The sequence below is a fragment of the Bradyrhizobium sacchari genome (assembly GCF_002068095.1).
Lineage (GTDB): Bacteria > Pseudomonadota > Alphaproteobacteria > Rhizobiales > Xanthobacteraceae > Bradyrhizobium > Bradyrhizobium sacchari.
In genome coordinates this window covers 536,165-550,846 of record NZ_LWIG01000001.1, presented here as the reverse complement: position 1 = coordinate 550,846, position 14,682 = coordinate 536,165, and the positions used below count along the sequence as shown (strand labels likewise).

Sequence of the window (14,682 nt, the reverse complement as noted above, 5' to 3'; positions counted from 1 at the left end):
GCCGGTCAATCTCGCCAAGCCGCGCCAGCGCCTGGTCGGCGGCAAGGATGCCGTCGCGCAAACCCGCAAGATCGCGCGGGCCGCCGCGGCCGACCGAGAGACGGGCGAGCGCGCGCGACATGTCCGGCGCGCCGCGCAAGATGCTGCGGATGTCCTCGCGCGCTGCGGAATCGGCAACGAAGGCGCCGACCGCGTCGAGCCGCCGCGCGATCGCTGGCGCACCGGTCAGTGGTGCGGCGAGGCGTTGGGCGAGCAGGCGCGAGCCGGCCGAGGTCACGGTGCAGTCGATGGCGTCGAGCAGCGAGCCGCGGCGTTCGCCGGCGAGCGTCCGCGTCAGCTCGAGATTGGCGCGGGTGGCCGGATCGATCGCCATGGTCGCGCCCGAGGCCTCGCGCGCGGGTGGCGACAGCGGCGGATGCTTGCCGACCTGGGTGCGGTCGACATAGGTGACGGCGGCGGCGGCGGCCGTGGCTTCCAGGCGCGTGAGCTGCGCGAGGCCGTCCATGGTCGCGACGGCGAAATAATCGCAGAGGCGCTTCTCGGCGGTGGCGCCGTCGAAGACGTCGCGGGTCAGCGGCGTCACTGCCGGCAGCTCGCGCAAGGTCTGGTCGAGTTCGCTATCATTGTAGAGTGCGTCGGTGACGATCGCCTCGTTCGGGTTGATGCGCGCCAGCGTCGCGGCGAGCTCGCCGCCAGAGCATTCGGTCACCATGAATTCGGCGGTCGAGATGTCGATCCAGGCAAGGCCGAAGCGGTCACCGCCTGCGGACGAACGCGCGCGCGCGATCGCCAGCAGGTAATTGTTGGCACGCGCGTCCAGCAGCGTGTCCTCGGTCAGCGTGCCCGGCGTGACCAGCCGCACCACGCCGCGGCGGACCACGCTCTTGTTGCCGCGGGCTTTCGCGGCCGCAGGATCCTCGGTCTGCTCGCACACCGCGACCCGGTGGCCGGCCGAGATCAGGCGGTGCAGATAATCCTCGGAGCGCTCGACCGGGACGCCGCACATCGGGATGTCGGCGCCCTGATGCTTGCCGCGCTTGGTCAGCACGATGCCAAGCGTCCTGGAGGCGATCTCGGCGTCCTCGAAGAAAAGCTCGTAGAAGTCGCCCATCCGGTAGAACAGCAGCAAGCCCTGATGCGCGGCCTTGATCTCGAGGTACTGTTCCATCATCGGCGTCACGCGCGCGGCGGCTTCCGCCTGGGGCGCTGGCGCTTCGTCGGACGGCGGTACGGGTATCGGCTGCTGCATGGTCATGGGCGGCGCAACCTACAAAATTTCGCCCTCTGCTCCTATCGGTTTGGCCGGCGAGGGGAGGTTTTCCACGTTGTCCGTGTGGCGGAAGCGGCTGCCACATTTTCTGTTGTCATTCCGGGCTCGCGCCAAAGGGCGCGCCCCGGAATGACGGCTGCCCCGCGAAACCGTCAATTGACCTGCCGCGGGCGCCCTCCTAAAACTCCGCCGACATTGAAGAATTTGGCCGGATCGCGGCATTCAGGGAGAACAACGATGCGTGACGTCTTTATCTGCGATGCCGTGCGGACCCCGATCGGCCGTTTCGGCGGCTCGCTCGCCAAGGTGCGCGCCGACGATCTCGCCGCAGCGCCGATCAAGGCGCTGATGGCCAAGCATCCCAATCTCGATTGGGCGCAGGTGGACGAGGTCTTCTTCGGCTGCGCCAACCAGGCCGGCGAGGACAACCGCAACGTCGCGCGCATGGCGCTGCTGCTGGCAGGCCTGCCGGATTCGGTTCCCGGCCAGACCCTGAACAGGCTCTGCGCCTCCGGTCTCGACGCCGTCGGCGCGGCCGGCCGCGCCATCCGCTCCGGCGAGATCGAGCTCGCGATTGCCGGCGGTGTCGAATCCATGACCCGCGCGCCCTTCGTGATGGGCAAGGCGCAGGAAGCGTTCTCGCGCTCGGCCGAGATCTTCGACACCACCATCGGCTGGCGCTTCATCAATCCCCTGCTGAAGGCGCAGTATGGCGTCGATGCGATGCCCGAGACCGGCGAGAATGTCGCCGAGGAATTCCAGGTCTCGCGCGCCGACCAGGACGCCTTCGCGATCCGCTCGCAGCAGCGCGCGGGTGCGGCGATTGCGGCGGGTTATTTCGCGGAAGAAATCACTCCCATCACGATTCCTGGCGGCAAAGCCGGTCCGATCACGGTCGACAAGGACGAACATCCGCGCCCTGAGACCACGCTGGAAGGTTTGGCAAAACTGAAGCCGATCGTGCGCAATCCGGGCACCGTCACCGCCGGCAACGCCTCCGGCGTCAATGACGGCGCCGCCGCGATGATCCTGGCCTCCGAGGCAGCGGTGAAGAAGCACGGCCTGACGCCACGCGCGCGCATCCTCGGCCTCGCCTCGGCCGGCGTGCCGCCGCGCATCATGGGCATCGGCCCGGTGCCGGCGACCCGCAAGCTGATGGAGCGTCTCGGCAAGAAGATCAGCGATTTCGACCTGATCGAGCTCAACGAGGCCTTCGCCTCGCAGGGTATCGCCTGCATGCGTCAGCTCGGCGTTGCCGACGATGCCGATTACGTCAATCCGCATGGCGGCGCCATCGCACTCGGCCATCCCCTCGGCATGAGCGGCGCGCGCCTCGCGCTCACCGCCGTGCACGGCATGCAGAAGCGCGGCGGCAAGCTGGCGCTGGCCACCATGTGCGTCGGCGTCGGCCAGGGCGTGGCCGTTGCGATCGAGAAGGTGAATTGACGGTCCACGCAGTGGACCGTCATCCCGGGGCGGTGCCTTTGCACCGAACGATGGTGCGCAGTTGCGTCCCTGAGGATCTCGAGATTCCGGGTTCAGCCCTCTCGGGCTGCCCCGGAATGACAGGGAGAAGATAGCAGCATGATCATCGAGCGCGAGCAGGACGTCACGGCCGCGGCCCTGGCGGTGATGGAGCGGACGTCCGATCCACGGCTCCGCCAGATCATGGTCTCCCTGGTCAAGCATCTGCACGCTTTCGTCCGCGACGTTCGCCTGACTGAGAAGGAGTTTCGCGATGCCACCGCTGTCATCGCCGAGCTCGGCCAGCTGACCACCGACACGCACAACGAAGTCGTGCTGATGGCGGGCTCGCTCGGCGTCTCGCCGCTGGTGTGCTTGCTCAACAATGGCGATCAGGGAAATACCGAAACCGACCAGTCGCTGCTCGGGCCGTTCTGGCGGCTGAACTCGCCGCGGGTCGAGAATGGCGGATCGATCGTGCGCTCGGAGACGCCGGGGGCGCCGCTGTTCGTGTCCGGCCGCGTCGTCGACAGGGACGGCCGTCCCGTCGCGGGCGCGGAGGTCGATGTCTGGCACGCTTCGCCGGTCGGCCTTTATGAGAACCAGGATCCTGAACAGGCCGACATGAATCTACGCGGCAAGTTCATGACCGACCAGGACGGGCGCTTTGCCTTCCGTTCCGTGATGATGGTCGGCTATCCCATCCCGACCAACGGTGTGGTCGGCCGCCTGCTCGAGGCGCAGAGCCGGCACCCGTATCGCCCCGCGCATCTGCACGCCCTGATCTTCAAGCCCGGATTCAAGGTGCTGATCTCGCAGGTCTATGACCCGGCCGACCCCCACATCGACAGCGACGTGCAGTTCGGGGTGACGCAGGCGCTGATCGGCAAGTTCCAGCGCCATGATGCTCCGCATCCGACCGCGCGGGACGTCGCGGCGCCCTGGTACTCGCTCGACCACACCTACCGGCTCGAGGCCGGCGAGGCCGTGCTGCCGCGTCCGCCGATCAAATAGCGCGCCTGCCGGACGCAGGAAGCCCGCCAAACCCGCTTCCCCAAATTAGTTATGTCATATAATGATTGGCGGATGCGTTGACCGGCCGGATCTAAAATGGCCGGGGAGGAGTTCGCCAATGACATTCATCTATCCCACGGGCAGCAACAAGGCGCATCCGCTGCCGCTGTCGCCCGAATACAAAAGCTCGATCAAGCGCGCGCCGAACAAGCCCTTGATCCCGATGCGTCATACGCTGTCGGAACTGACCGGCCCGGTCTACGGCCACGAGACCGTGCGCGAGGGCGACAACGATCTCACCACCCAGCACACCGGAGAGCCGATCGGCGAGCGCATCATCGTGCACGGCCATGTGCGCGACGAGGACGGCCGCGGCGTGCCGAATTCGCTGGTCGAGATCTGGCAGGCCAATTCCTGCGGCCGCTATGTCCATGTCCGCGACCAGCATCCGGCGCCGCTCGATCCGAATTTCACCGGCGCGGGCCGCACCGTGAGCGATGCCGCCGGGTACTACCGCTTCGTCACCATCAAGCCCGGGGCCTATCCCTGGGGCAATCACCACAACGCCTGGCGTCCCGCGCATATCCATCTTTCGGTGTTCGGCCATTCCTTCGTCACGCGGCTGGTGACGCAGATGTACTTCCCGGCCGACCCGTTGTTTCCATTCGACCCGATCTTCAACTCGGTGCCGGACGAGAAGGCTCGCGCGCGGATGGTCTCGTCGTTCGACTTGGAGAATACCCAGCCCGAATGGGCGCTGTGCTACCGCTTTGACGTCGTGCTGCGCGGCAAGAACGCCACGCCCATGGAGAACCACTAACGTGCAGGATTCTGTAAAGCCCGACGGGATCACCCCGTCGCAGACCGTCGGTCCGTTCTTCAAATACGGACTGACGCCGACCGGCGAGTACGCCTGGAACGACGCGTTCACCAACTCGACGCTGACGCCTGACGTCACGGGCGATCGGGTTCGCATCGAGGGGCGCGTGTTCGACGGCGACGGTGCCGCCGTTCCCGACTGCATGCTGGAGATCTGGCAGGCCGATGCGCAAGGCCGCTTTGCCGATCCGCAGGACAAGCGCGCGCTGCCGAATGCCAGCTTCCGCGGCTTCGCCCGCTGCGGCACCGACAAGGACGGCAATTATTCCTTCGACACCGTCAAGCCGGGCGTGGTGCCAGATCCCGACGGCAAGCCGCAGGCGCCGCACATTGTCCTGGCTGTGTTCGGGCGCGGCATGCTCAGGCATCTCTATACGCGGATCTATTTCAGCGACGAGGCCGGCAATGCTGCCGATCCCGTGCTGGCGCTGGTGCCCGCCGAGCGCCGCGCCACGCTGACCGCGGTGCGTGAGGCCGGCAAGCCGGTCTATCGCCTCGATCTGCATTTGCAGGGCGACGACGAGACGGTGTTCTTCGACATGTGAGGCAATGCGTCGCGGTGACTGCGGGTCGCCGCTACGCGTTTCTCAATCAGCAGAATCGCGGCGGACGCCGTGCCGTACCGGGCAAGAAGATGCATTTCTGCGTTTGAGCGTCAGTCTCACTGACCTAAAACCGGCTGGGTGTGACAGCCTAATCCCGTAGTCCCGCGGGGCTTTTTCTTCGGCAACTTACCCGCGAAGAAAGCCCGTATTTACCGTAATGATCCAATCTCGGTGCGGATTTGATTCGCGCCTGGATTGCTTTATGAAAATTCGCCTGTCGCTGTCTTCCGCGATCATTGCGTTCGGTGTCGTGCTCGCCATCGGCTTCACCGCGGTCGTCTCCACCAGTCTCTACGCGCTACGCGAGCTCAAGGTCGGCGGTCCCCTCTATTCCGACATCAAGCTCGGCAACGACCTGATCGCCGACATCCTGCCGCCGCCAGAGTACGTCATCGAGGCCTATCTCGAAGCCACGCTCGCGATGCGCGAGCCGGATCAGCTGGCGGCTCATGGCGAGCGCCTGGTCCAGCTGCGCAAGGACTATGACGAGCGCAAGGCTTACTGGGTCGCCTCCAGCCTCTCGGCCGAGCTGAAGTCTGCGCTGGTGTCGAAATCCGACGCCGAGGTGCAGAAATTCTGGAGGGCGTCCGACCAGCTGCTGCCGGCCCTCAAGGCCAAGGACATGGTTGCCGCCGAGCGCACCTATGCGCAGCTCAAGGAGGCCTACACCGCGCATCGCGCCGTCATCGACAGCATCGTCGAGAGCGCCAACAAACAGAATGCCGATATGGAAAAGCTGGCCGCGGACCGCGACAGATCGATCCTCTATATCCTGCTCGGTGTCTCCGCCGCGGTTCTGGCCTTCATTGCCGCCGGCCTGCTCGGCGTTGCCCTTGGCGTGGTCCGTCCGATCGTGCGCATGACCGGCACGATGCAGAATCTTGCGACCGGCGATCATGCCGCCGACATTCCCTTCGCGCATCGGCGGGACGAGATCGGCTCGATGGCGGGCGCCCTCGAGGTGTTCAAGCAGGGGGCGATCGAGAATTCCCGCTTGCGCGAGGAGCAATTGCAGAACGAGCACGAGGCCGCACGCGCCAAGCGCTCCGCCCTGCATCAGATGGCCGAGACGGTGGAGCGCGAAACCGGCCGCTCGGTCGATACCGCGAGCGCGGCGAGCCAGGGCGTGGAACGGGTCGCCTCCAGCCTGTCCGAGATCGCCCGCTCGCTGTCCACGGAATCTCAGGCTGTGGCTGCGGCCTCGACGCAGGCACTGGGTAGCTCGCAGACCGTTTCGGCCGCAGCCGAGCAGCTTAGCGCCTCGATCCGGGAGATCGCGACCCAGGTCGCACGCACCTCGACCGTCACAAGATCTGCCGTCGCAGGCCGCGAGCAGGCGCGCTCGACCATCCAGACGCTGGCCGGATCGGTGAAGAAGATCGCGGAAGTCTCCGATCTCATCGGCGGCATCGCCGGTCAGACCAACCTCTTGGCGCTGAACGCCACGATCGAGGCGGCGCGGGCCGGCGAGGCCGGCCGCGGCTTTGCGGTGGTCGCAGCCGAGGTGAAATCCCTGTCCGATCAGACCGCCAAATCCACCGAGGAGATCACACGCCTGATCGCCGAGATCCAGGCCTCGACTCAGTCGGCCGTGGATGCCGTCGAGGCAATGGGAGGCCACATCGTCGAGATCGACGGCGTAGCGACGTCAATTGCCGCCGCGATGGAAGAACAGGACGCGGCAACGCGGGAGATCGCGCGGTCGATCTCCGAATCGGCTTCCGCCGCTAAGGACGTCTCGGCCAAGATCGCCAATGTCAGCCGCGACGCCACTTCCGTGAACGAGCGCGCCGCGGAAGTCAGACAGGCGATTGCCGGCATGGCAGCCAATCTGGAACAATTGCGGGCGGTCGTGGTCCGGACCGTTCGGGATTCGACCGCGGCGGCGTAAGGCTCCACGTCGGATCTGACGCTGGTGCGTGGAGGCGCGATCGTGCAGGATGGCGCGGGACAGGGGCATCGTGAATTTCATGACACCTCCACAACTGCCGGATGTCGTTGAGCCGGCCCGGCTGACGGCTGCGCTGCGCCGGGGCGGCGTGCTGGACGCTGGCGCGGTCCGCGAAGTGAAGGTTCTGCATCAGCGTGACACCGTCGTGTCGCACATCATCCGCCTTGGCCTGCGCTATGTCGGGGAATCCGGCGGTGCGCCGCAATCGCTGATCCTGAAGACCGCGAATGCCGCGTTTGCGCAGAAGCTTGCCAATGGCGGCCGGCGCGAGGTGGCTTACTACACGCAGCCCGCGCCAAAAATGCCGCTGGGACTCGTGCCGCGCTGCTTCCATGCGGATTTCGACGAGGAGAGCCTCGCCTGGCATCTGCTGCTCGAGGATCTCACCGACAGCCATGAGGTCGCGACGCAATGGCCGCTGCCGCCGTCACGCGAGCAGGCGAGCGCGATCGTCACGACACTCGCGCGCTGGCATGCGGCCTGGTGGGACCATCCCGATCTTGGCGACACCGTCGGCAGCTGGGCAACGCCTGAAGACAGTGCGCAGCGCATGGAGACGTTTGCGGGCCATTATGACCGCTTTGCCGACCTGCTCGGGGATCGCCTCAGCGAGGAGCGGCGCATCCTCTACCGTCGCCTGATCGATCAGTCGGAACGGCTGTCGCAGCGCCACCATTCGCGCCGTCATCTCAGCATCACCCATGGCGACGCCCATATCTGGAATTTCCTGCTGCCGCGCCCAGGCGTCGCCGAGACCGTGCGCATCTTCGATTTCGATCTCTGGAGCATCAACGTTCCAACCCACGACCTCGCCTATATGATGGCGATGCAATGGTACCCGGAGCGACGGCAGGCGCTCGAACGCCTGCTGCTCAACCTCTACCACGAGACCCTGACTGAAAGCGGCATCACGGGCTACACGCGTGGTGCGCTCGATCGCGACTACCGCTGGTCGGTGCTCTGGCACATCACCAGGCCGGTCTGGATGTGGAGCATCAACATCCCGCCGCTGATCTGGTGGAACAATCTGGAGCGGGTGATGATGGCGGTCGAGGATCTCGGGTGTGAGGAGCTGTTGGGGTAGGGGCCGCGACATGCTCGATGCAGTGTGAGGCGCGATGACGGCTCAAAGGGCTCTCGTGCCTACTCCATCACCGCATGCTCCGGCCCCGCCGCCTGCTTGCGTAGCGTAGCCTTGGTCGAGCCGATCATCAGCGCCAGCGGGATGGTGCAGAGGATGAAGATCATCACCAGCGTGTAGTCGTGGGCGAAGGCGATGATCTGCGCCTGCACGCTGACCATCCTGTCGGCCATGGCGCGGCCGGCGTCGGTGGAGAGGTTGATGATGCCGCGCACGTCGGGCATTTGCAGGGCGTGATTGAACGGGTTGATGTGCTCGGACAGGATCGCATAGGTCCGCCGCGTGCCCTGCGTCAGCTCAGCGATGACGACCGAAATGCCGACTGAGCTCGCGACGTTGCGCATCAGGGTCAGCATGGCGGTGCCGTCGGTCCGCAGATCGTTCGGCAGGGTCAGGAACGCCACTGTCGAGAGCGGCACGAAGACGAGACCGAAGCCAAAGCCCTGGATGATGCTGACAGTCACGATCTCCGGCACCTGGGTCAGGTCGGTCCAGCTGGTCATCTGGAACAATGAGCCCGCGGTCAGCGTCAGGCCGGTGATGATCAGCGTTCGTGCCTCGAAATAGCGCATCATGCGGCCGACCAGCATCATGGCGAAGAAGGTGCCGAAACCGCGGCTCGCCAGCAGCAGGCCGGCGGTGATGATGGGATAGCCGATCACGTTCTGCATGTAGGGCGAGGCCAGCGCCATGGTCGAGAACAGCACGAGGCCCATCACGATCATGAACATGCAGCCGGTGACGAAGTTGCGGTCCCGGAACAGCGCAAAGCGGATGAACGGCGTCGAGGTCGTGAAGGAGTGGGCGAGAAAGAAGTAGAAGGCGACGGCCGAGACAATGAACTCCGCCATGATCTCGTTGGATTCCAGCCAGCCGAGCTGCTCGCCGCGGTCGAGCGCGAGCTGGAGCGAGCCGATCGCGATCGCCAGTGCTGCGAAACCGAGCCAGTCGAACTTGAGGCTGAGGTTCTTCTCGGTCTCGTCCATGAAGACGATCAGCCCGAGCACGGTGATCGCGCCGAACGGCAAATTGACGAAGAACACCCAGTGCCAGGAATAGGTCTCGGTCAGCCAGGCGCCGAGGGAAGGGCCCATGATCGGGCCCATCATCACGCCCATGCCCCAGATCGACATCGCCTTGGCGCGCTCCTGGAGCGTGTAATAATCGAGCATGACCGACTGCGACAGCGGCACCAGCGCCGCGCCGAACACGCCTTGCAGCAGGCGGAACAGCACCATCTGGTTGATGTCCTGCGCAAGGCCGCACAGCACCGACGCCATGGTGAAGCCGGCCGAGCAGATGATGAAGATGCGCTTGCGGCCGAAACGGTTGGCGATCCAGCCCACCGGCGCCGTCATGATCGCGGCGGCGACGATGTAGGAGGTCAGGACCCAGTTGATCTGGTCCTGCGAGGCCGACAGCGTGCCCTGCATGTAGGGCAGTGCGACATTGGCGATGGTGGTGTCCAGCGCCTGCATGATGGTCGCGGTCATGGCGCAGATCGTCACCATGTTCCGGCGCAGGCCGGGGACCATCAGGCTGGCATTGGGGCCGGACATCGCGTCAGTCCTTACTCTTTGTCCTGACTAGCCGTCGCCGACAGGCCGAGCAGGCCGGCGAGCGAGCGCCGATGACCAGTGTCGATGGTGGCATAGACGCTCATGCCGGCCTTCAGCTTCCGCACGTATTTGTCGGTCTCGTCGAAATAGATCCTGACAGGCACCCGCTGCACCACCTTGACGAAATTGCCCGTGGCATTCTGCGGCGGCAGGATCGCGAATTGCGCGCCGGTGCCGGGCGAGAGCGAACCGATCTTGCCCTTGAAGACGTGGTTCGGGAACGCGTCGACCTCGAGCGTCACCGGCTGGCCTTCCGTGACATAGGTGAGGTCGCTCTCCTTCGGATTGGCGTCCACCCAGGGATGCGCGATGTCGACGATGGAGAACACCGCGGTGCCGGCGGCAACGAAACGCCCGAGCTGAATCTGCTCGACCTGCGTCGCGACGCCGTCCATCGGCGCGCGCAGCACGGTGTGGTCGAGATTGCGCTGGGCGTCATCGAGCTTGGCCTTGGCCTGGGCATAGGGAGGGAACTGCTCGAGCGGCAGGTCGGGATTGCCGAGCAGTTGCGTCCTCGCGTTGGACAGCTGCTGCTTGACAAATTGCGTCTGTGCGCCGGCGGTCACCAGCGCGTTGGCGGCATTGTCGAGATCGAGCTGCGAGCCGTAATTGTTCTTCACCAGCGCCTGCTTGCGCTCGACGTCGCGCTGCTTCAGGTCGACGCCCTGCTGGGCGAGGTTGAGCATGTCGCCGTAGATCTTGATGTTGGCGATGAGATTGTCGTAGGTCGTGCGGGCCTGGGCGAGCTGTGCCTTGGCTTCATCCACGGCATGGCGGAACGGCACGGGGTCGATCTCGAACAGCTCGTCGCCCTGCTTGACGGACTGCCCTTCTTTCACGAGGACCTTCTGGATCTTGCCGGAGATGTCGGGAGTCACCAGCACCTTCTGCGCGCCGACATAAGCATCGTCGGTGCCGACATAGCGGCCCCCATGGAGATAGAAGGTGACGCCGCCGATGGCGGCGATGACAGGCAGCACGACCATCAGCAGGAAGCGGCGATAGCGGCGCAGGCCGGCGAGCACGCGGCGGCGTGGATCGGTGCCGGCCTTCTTGGTGGGCTTGCCGCTGTCGTTCTTCTGCTCGGGCTGGAACTTGAGAACCTGATCAGCCATAGCGCTGCTCCTTGCGTGCTTGCTCCGCGCCTGACGTCTGGGCCGCGTTACGCACGTTTTCCTTGATTGTTTCGAGTTGGGTGAGGAGACGGTGGGCGTCGGCCGGGCTGATGCCGTCGAGCGCGTTGGCCGTGAGCTCCGACTTCAGGCCGCTCATGCGGCCGAGCAATTGCCGGCCGGCCTTCTTCAGATAGAGGCGCTTGACGCGGCGGTCCGAGGAATCGCTGCGGCGCTCGATCCAGTCGCTGTCGCAGAGCTTGTCGATCAGGCGCGTCAGCGTGATCGGCTGCACCTCGAGCAGCTCGGCCAGTTCGGACTGCTTCATGCCCTCGCTGCGCTCGACCTTGGACAGCACCGCCCATTGCGCGCGGGTGATGCCGAAGCGCGAGGCCTCCTTGTCGGCATAGACGCGCAGCAGGCGGTAAAGCTCGGCGAGAGTAAACAGGAAGTTCTGATCCACGGACCCGCGGCTCATAAGCTTGGTCTCCAATAAGCTTTGGATATTATAAGCAAGCTTATGATTATTATGTGGCAGATTATCGGGACGCTGTCCCGCGGCAAGAGCATGGCTGGCAGCCCCGCCGCGGTGATGCTTTGGGTTCCATCGCCAAAATGCTAGAAGGCAGGCCGCATGACCCTCGCAAAGCCGGCATTTCCCGCGCCCGACCATGATCACGGCCGCTGCACTGCGGACGCGCTGGCGCGTGCCGAGGAGGTTTGCGAGCAGCGCGCGCAGAAATTCACGCCCATCCGTCGCCAGGTGCTGGGGGCGCTGCTCTCCAGCCACCGCCCGCTCGGGGCCTATGAGGTGATCGACCAGCTGGCAAAATCGATGGCGCGGCCGGCGCCGATTACGGTCTATCGGGCTCTCGATTTCTTGATGGCCAACGGCCTCGTGCACCGCATCGAGAGCCGCAACGCCTATCTGGCCTGTGCCGCCCACGACCACGAGGCGACCTCGGCGGTCGCATTCCTGATCTGCGAGCGCTGTGGCCTTGTCGGCGAAATTCCGTCGGCCTCCTTTGCGAAAGATCTCAATGTCGCGGCGCGCAGCTCGGGCTTCGCACCAAAGCTGTCCGTGGTGGAGATCACGGGCGTCTGCGCCCATTGTCAGAAAATGTCTTGAAGCAACAACGGCGCAAAGCCGGATTTTTGGGAAGAAATGTCCGCACCTCAAGCCAACCCGTCCGCCGGCCGTCCTCTCAGCGCCGGCGCCATCGCCCTGATGCTGATGCTGTGCCTGACCTGGGCTTTTAACCAGATCGCGATCAAGCTGGTGCTGCCGGATGTCCCGCCGATGCTCCAGGCGATGATCCGCTCGATGGGCGCGCTGCCGGTCCTGTTCATCATCGGCAGCCTGCGCGGCGTGAGATTCTTCGAACGTGACGGGACGTGGAAGCCGGGCCTGATCGCCGGGCTGATGTTCGGCATCGAGTTCGTGCTGATCTTCCAGGGCCTGCGCCTCACCTCCGCCTCTCGCGCGGTGGTGTTCCTCTACACCGCGCCTTTCTTCGTCGCGCTCGGCTCCTACCAGGTGCTCGGCGAGCGGCTCGGCGGCTCGCAATGGCTGGGCCTCGCGATCAGCTTCGCCGGCGTCGCGCTCGCGATCGGTGTGCCGCAGCCCAACGTCGATTCGCACGTCCTGCTCGGCGACCTCCTGATCGTCGGCGGCGCTGGGTTGTGGGCGGCGACCACGCTGGTTGCCAAGGGAACGCGATTGCGGTTCGCGGCGCCCGAGAAGGCGCTGGGCTACCAGGTCGCGACCTCGATCCCGATCCTGGGGCTGGCGGCCTGGCTGTTCGGCGAATCCATCACCCACACCCCGTCGCCGCTGTCTCTCGCCCTGATGGCCTTCCAGGCGGTCTGGGTGGTGGGAACCACGTTCACGCTTTGGTTCGCGCTGGTGAAGGCCTATTCGGCCAGCAAATTGTCGGCTTTTACCTTCATCACCCCTTTGTTTGGCGTGGTGGGTAGCTATTTCATCATGCACGACACCCTGAGCCTGACATTCGGGGCCGCCGCGGTCCTTGTAATTGCTGGGCTTTTTCTGGTTAACCGTCCCAGCTCATCGGCTGCGGCGCCGCGCGATGCATTGCTGAACGTCACCAAAACCTGATATTTGGACGCCATGAACAAGCTCGAAAACCCTCTCGATTCAGACATCGCGGGCCCCGCGCCGCGGCATCGCACCACCCAGGTCAAAGTCGGCAACGTTGCTGTCGGCGGCGGCGCGCCGATCGTCGTGCAGTCGATGACCAACACCGACACCGCCGATATCGACGGCACCATCGCCCAGGTCGCAGCGCTCGCGCGCGCCGGCTCCGAAATGGTCCGTATCACCGTGGACCGCGAGGAGGCTGCAGCCGCCGTGCCGCACATCCGCGACGGCCTTGCCAAGCGCGGCATCACCACGCCCCTGATCGGCGACTTCCACTATATCGGCCACAAGCTGCTCGCGGCCTATCCGGCCTGCGCCGAGGCGCTCGCCAAGTACCGCATCAATCCCGGCAATGTCGGCTTCAAGGACAAGCGCGACACCCAGTTCGCCGACATCATCGAGATCGCGAACAAGAACAGCAAGCCGGTCCGCATCGGCGCCAATTGGGGCTCGCTTGACCAGGAACTGCTGACCAAGCTGATGGACGAGAATGCCGCCTCGCCGAACCCGCGTGACGTGCGCGCGGTGACGCGCGAGGCCATGGTGCAGTCCGCGCTGCTCTCGGCCGCGCGCGCCGAAGAGCTGGGCATGCCCAAGGACCGCATCATTCTCTCCGCAAAGGTCTCGGCGGTGCAGGACCTCATCGCGGTCTACCAGGATCTCGCGTCTCGTTCGGACTATGCCATCCATCTCGGCCTCACCGAAGCCGGCATGGGCTCGAAGGGCATCGTGGCTTCCTCGGCCGCGCTCGGTATCCTCCTGCAGCAGGGCATCGGCGACACCATCCGCATCTCGCTGACGCCGGAGCCCGGCGGCGACCGCACCCGCGAAGTGCAGGTCGGCCAGGAATTGCTCCAGACCATGGGCTTCCGCACCTTCGTGCCGCTGGTTGCAGCGTGCCCCGGCTGCGGTCGCACCACCTCGACCACGTTCCAGGAGCTGGCGCGGTCGATCCAGGATTTCATCCGCGACGAGATGCCGACCTGGAAGACCAAATATCCGGGCGTCGAAGAGCTCAACGTCGCGGTGATGGGCTGCATCGTCAACGGCCCCGGAGAATCCAAGCATGCCAATATCGGCATCTCGCTGCCCGGCACCGGCGAAGCGCCGGCCGCGCCCGTGTTCGTCGATGGCAAGAAGTTCCGCACGCTGCGCGGGCCCACCATCTCCGCCGACTTCAAGGCGCTCGTGATCGACTACATCGACCAGCGCTACGGCCAGGGCGCCAAGATGCCTGCGCCCGCGGCGGAGTAGTCTTGCTCCGCTAGCGCCTCATAGTCGCTGTCGTCCCCGCCTAGTGCGCAATTGCGCACGGTGGGCGGGGACCCATAACCACAGGGAGTGGTTATGGCGCGAGCTAGTCGCTACGAGTCTTCGCCAAATCAAGGCCTGTGGTCATGGGTCCCGGGCTCGCGCTTCGCGCGCCCCGGGACGACGAGCTGTGTTTGCGGCGCAGATTGCGTATC

13 protein-coding genes are annotated in these 14,682 nt (G+C 65.3%); 9 read left to right on the top strand and 4 right to left on the bottom strand.

All coding sequences use genetic code 11. From position 1 onward, the window contains the following. On the bottom strand, positions 1-1,255 hold a 1,255-nt coding region (locus A5906_RS43685), incomplete at its 3' end, for a MutS N-terminal domain-containing protein (RefSeq protein WP_488225976.1). Between the two features lie 252 nt (positions 1,256-1,507). Here A5906_RS43685 and pcaF point away from each other — a divergent pair. The 6 genes from pcaF (at position 1,508) to A5906_RS02495 (ending at position 8,267) form a co-directional block, all read left to right on the top strand. Then, complete coding sequence (gene pcaF, locus A5906_RS02520; protein WP_080133674.1) at positions 1,508-2,716, top strand: 3-oxoadipyl-CoA thiolase; 1,209 nt, start codon at positions 1,508-1,510, stop codon at positions 2,714-2,716. Positions 2,717-2,854: 138 nt separating this feature from the next. Continuing rightward, positions 2,855-3,748 (top strand): dioxygenase family protein, encoded by an 894-nt coding sequence (locus A5906_RS02515; RefSeq protein ID WP_080133673.1) that lies wholly within the window; start codon positions 2,855-2,857, stop codon positions 3,746-3,748. Positions 3,749-3,866: 118 nt separating this feature from the next. Further along, on the top strand, positions 3,867-4,568 hold the full coding sequence (gene pcaH / locus A5906_RS02510) for a protocatechuate 3,4-dioxygenase subunit beta (RefSeq protein ID WP_080133672.1): 702 nt from the start codon (positions 3,867-3,869) through the stop codon (positions 4,566-4,568). 1 nt (position 4,569) lies between these two features. Continuing rightward, complete coding sequence (gene pcaG / locus A5906_RS02505; RefSeq protein WP_080133671.1) at positions 4,570-5,172, top strand: protocatechuate 3,4-dioxygenase subunit alpha; 603 nt, start codon at positions 4,570-4,572, stop codon at positions 5,170-5,172. Between the two features lie 262 nt (positions 5,173-5,434). Further along, positions 5,435-7,123, top strand: a complete 1,689-nt coding sequence (locus A5906_RS02500) for a methyl-accepting chemotaxis protein (protein WP_080133670.1) — start codon at positions 5,435-5,437, stop codon at positions 7,121-7,123. A gap of 49 nt (positions 7,124-7,172) precedes the next feature. Then, positions 7,173-8,267 carry a phosphotransferase gene (locus A5906_RS02495; RefSeq protein WP_080133669.1) on the top strand — a complete coding sequence of 365 codons (1,095 nt, stop codon included), beginning with the start codon at positions 7,173-7,175 and terminating at the stop codon, positions 8,265-8,267. 59 nt (positions 8,268-8,326) lie between these two features. On the opposite strand, the gene A5906_RS02490 is transcribed toward A5906_RS02495, so the two are convergent. Genes A5906_RS02490 through A5906_RS02480 form a run of 3 tightly spaced genes read right to left on the bottom strand, consistent with a single transcriptional unit; the run spans position 8,327 to position 11,533 of the window. Further along, positions 8,327-9,883: an MDR family MFS transporter gene (locus A5906_RS02490; RefSeq protein WP_080133668.1), complete on the bottom strand. Its 1,557-nt coding sequence runs from the start codon at positions 9,881-9,883 to the stop codon at positions 8,327-8,329. Positions 9,884-9,894: 11 nt separating this feature from the next. Then, a complete protein-coding gene (locus A5906_RS02485) occupies positions 9,895-11,058 on the bottom strand; it encodes an HlyD family secretion protein (protein WP_080133667.1) in 1,164 nt (387 codons plus the stop codon). Further along, the gene (locus A5906_RS02480; protein WP_080133666.1) at positions 11,051-11,533 is read right to left on the bottom strand and encodes a MarR family winged helix-turn-helix transcriptional regulator; all 483 of its coding nucleotides are present in this window, start codon (positions 11,531-11,533) and stop codon (positions 11,051-11,053) included. The genes A5906_RS02485 and A5906_RS02480 overlap by 8 nt, the downstream gene beginning before the upstream one ends. 156 nt (positions 11,534-11,689) lie before the next feature. On the opposite strand from A5906_RS02480, the gene A5906_RS02475 reads away from it, so the two are divergent. From A5906_RS02475 to ispG, 3 genes are read left to right on the top strand one after another with little or no spacing between them, the layout of a single operon-like run. After that, a complete protein-coding gene (locus A5906_RS02475) occupies positions 11,690-12,184 on the top strand; it encodes a Fur family transcriptional regulator (protein WP_080133665.1) in 495 nt (164 codons plus the stop codon). A 36-nt stretch (positions 12,185-12,220) separates the two neighbouring features. Continuing rightward, a complete protein-coding gene (locus A5906_RS02470) occupies positions 12,221-13,174 on the top strand; it encodes a DMT family transporter (protein ID WP_080133664.1) in 954 nt (317 codons plus the stop codon). Positions 13,175-13,186: 12 nt separating this feature from the next. Next, positions 13,187-14,470: a flavodoxin-dependent (E)-4-hydroxy-3-methylbut-2-enyl-diphosphate synthase gene (gene ispG, locus A5906_RS02465; RefSeq protein ID WP_080133663.1), complete on the top strand. Its 1,284-nt coding sequence runs from the start codon at positions 13,187-13,189 to the stop codon at positions 14,468-14,470. The last annotated feature ends 212 nt before the right edge of the window (positions 14,471-14,682 follow it).

Bases quoted from the DNA above. Each gene is read 5' to 3' on its own strand.
- pcaF (WP_080133674.1), top strand. From the start codon at position 1,508: ATGCGTGACGTCTTTATCTGCGATGCCGTGCGGACCCCGATCGGCCGT.
- A5906_RS02515 (WP_080133673.1), top strand. From the start codon at position 2,855: ATGATCATCGAGCGCGAGCAGGACGTCACGGCCGCGGCCCTGGCGGTG.
- pcaH (WP_080133672.1), top strand. From the start codon at position 3,867: ATGACATTCATCTATCCCACGGGCAGCAACAAGGCGCATCCGCTGCCG.
- A5906_RS02500 (WP_080133670.1), top strand. From the start codon at position 5,435: ATGAAAATTCGCCTGTCGCTGTCTTCCGCGATCATTGCGTTCGGTGTC.
- A5906_RS02495 (WP_080133669.1), top strand. From the start codon at position 7,173: ATGGCGCGGGACAGGGGCATCGTGAATTTCATGACACCTCCACAACTG.
- A5906_RS02490 (WP_080133668.1), bottom strand. From the start codon at position 9,883: ATGTCCGGCCCCAATGCCAGCCTGATGGTCCCCGGCCTGCGCCGGAAC.
- A5906_RS02485 (WP_080133667.1), bottom strand. From the start codon at position 11,058: ATGGCTGATCAGGTTCTCAAGTTCCAGCCCGAGCAGAAGAACGACAGC.
- A5906_RS02480 (WP_080133666.1), bottom strand. From the start codon at position 11,533: ATGAGCCGCGGGTCCGTGGATCAGAACTTCCTGTTTACTCTCGCCGAG.
- A5906_RS02475 (WP_080133665.1), top strand. From the start codon at position 11,690: ATGACCCTCGCAAAGCCGGCATTTCCCGCGCCCGACCATGATCACGGC.
- A5906_RS02470 (WP_080133664.1), top strand. From the start codon at position 12,221: ATGTCCGCACCTCAAGCCAACCCGTCCGCCGGCCGTCCTCTCAGCGCC.
- ispG (WP_080133663.1), top strand. From the start codon at position 13,187: ATGAACAAGCTCGAAAACCCTCTCGATTCAGACATCGCGGGCCCCGCG.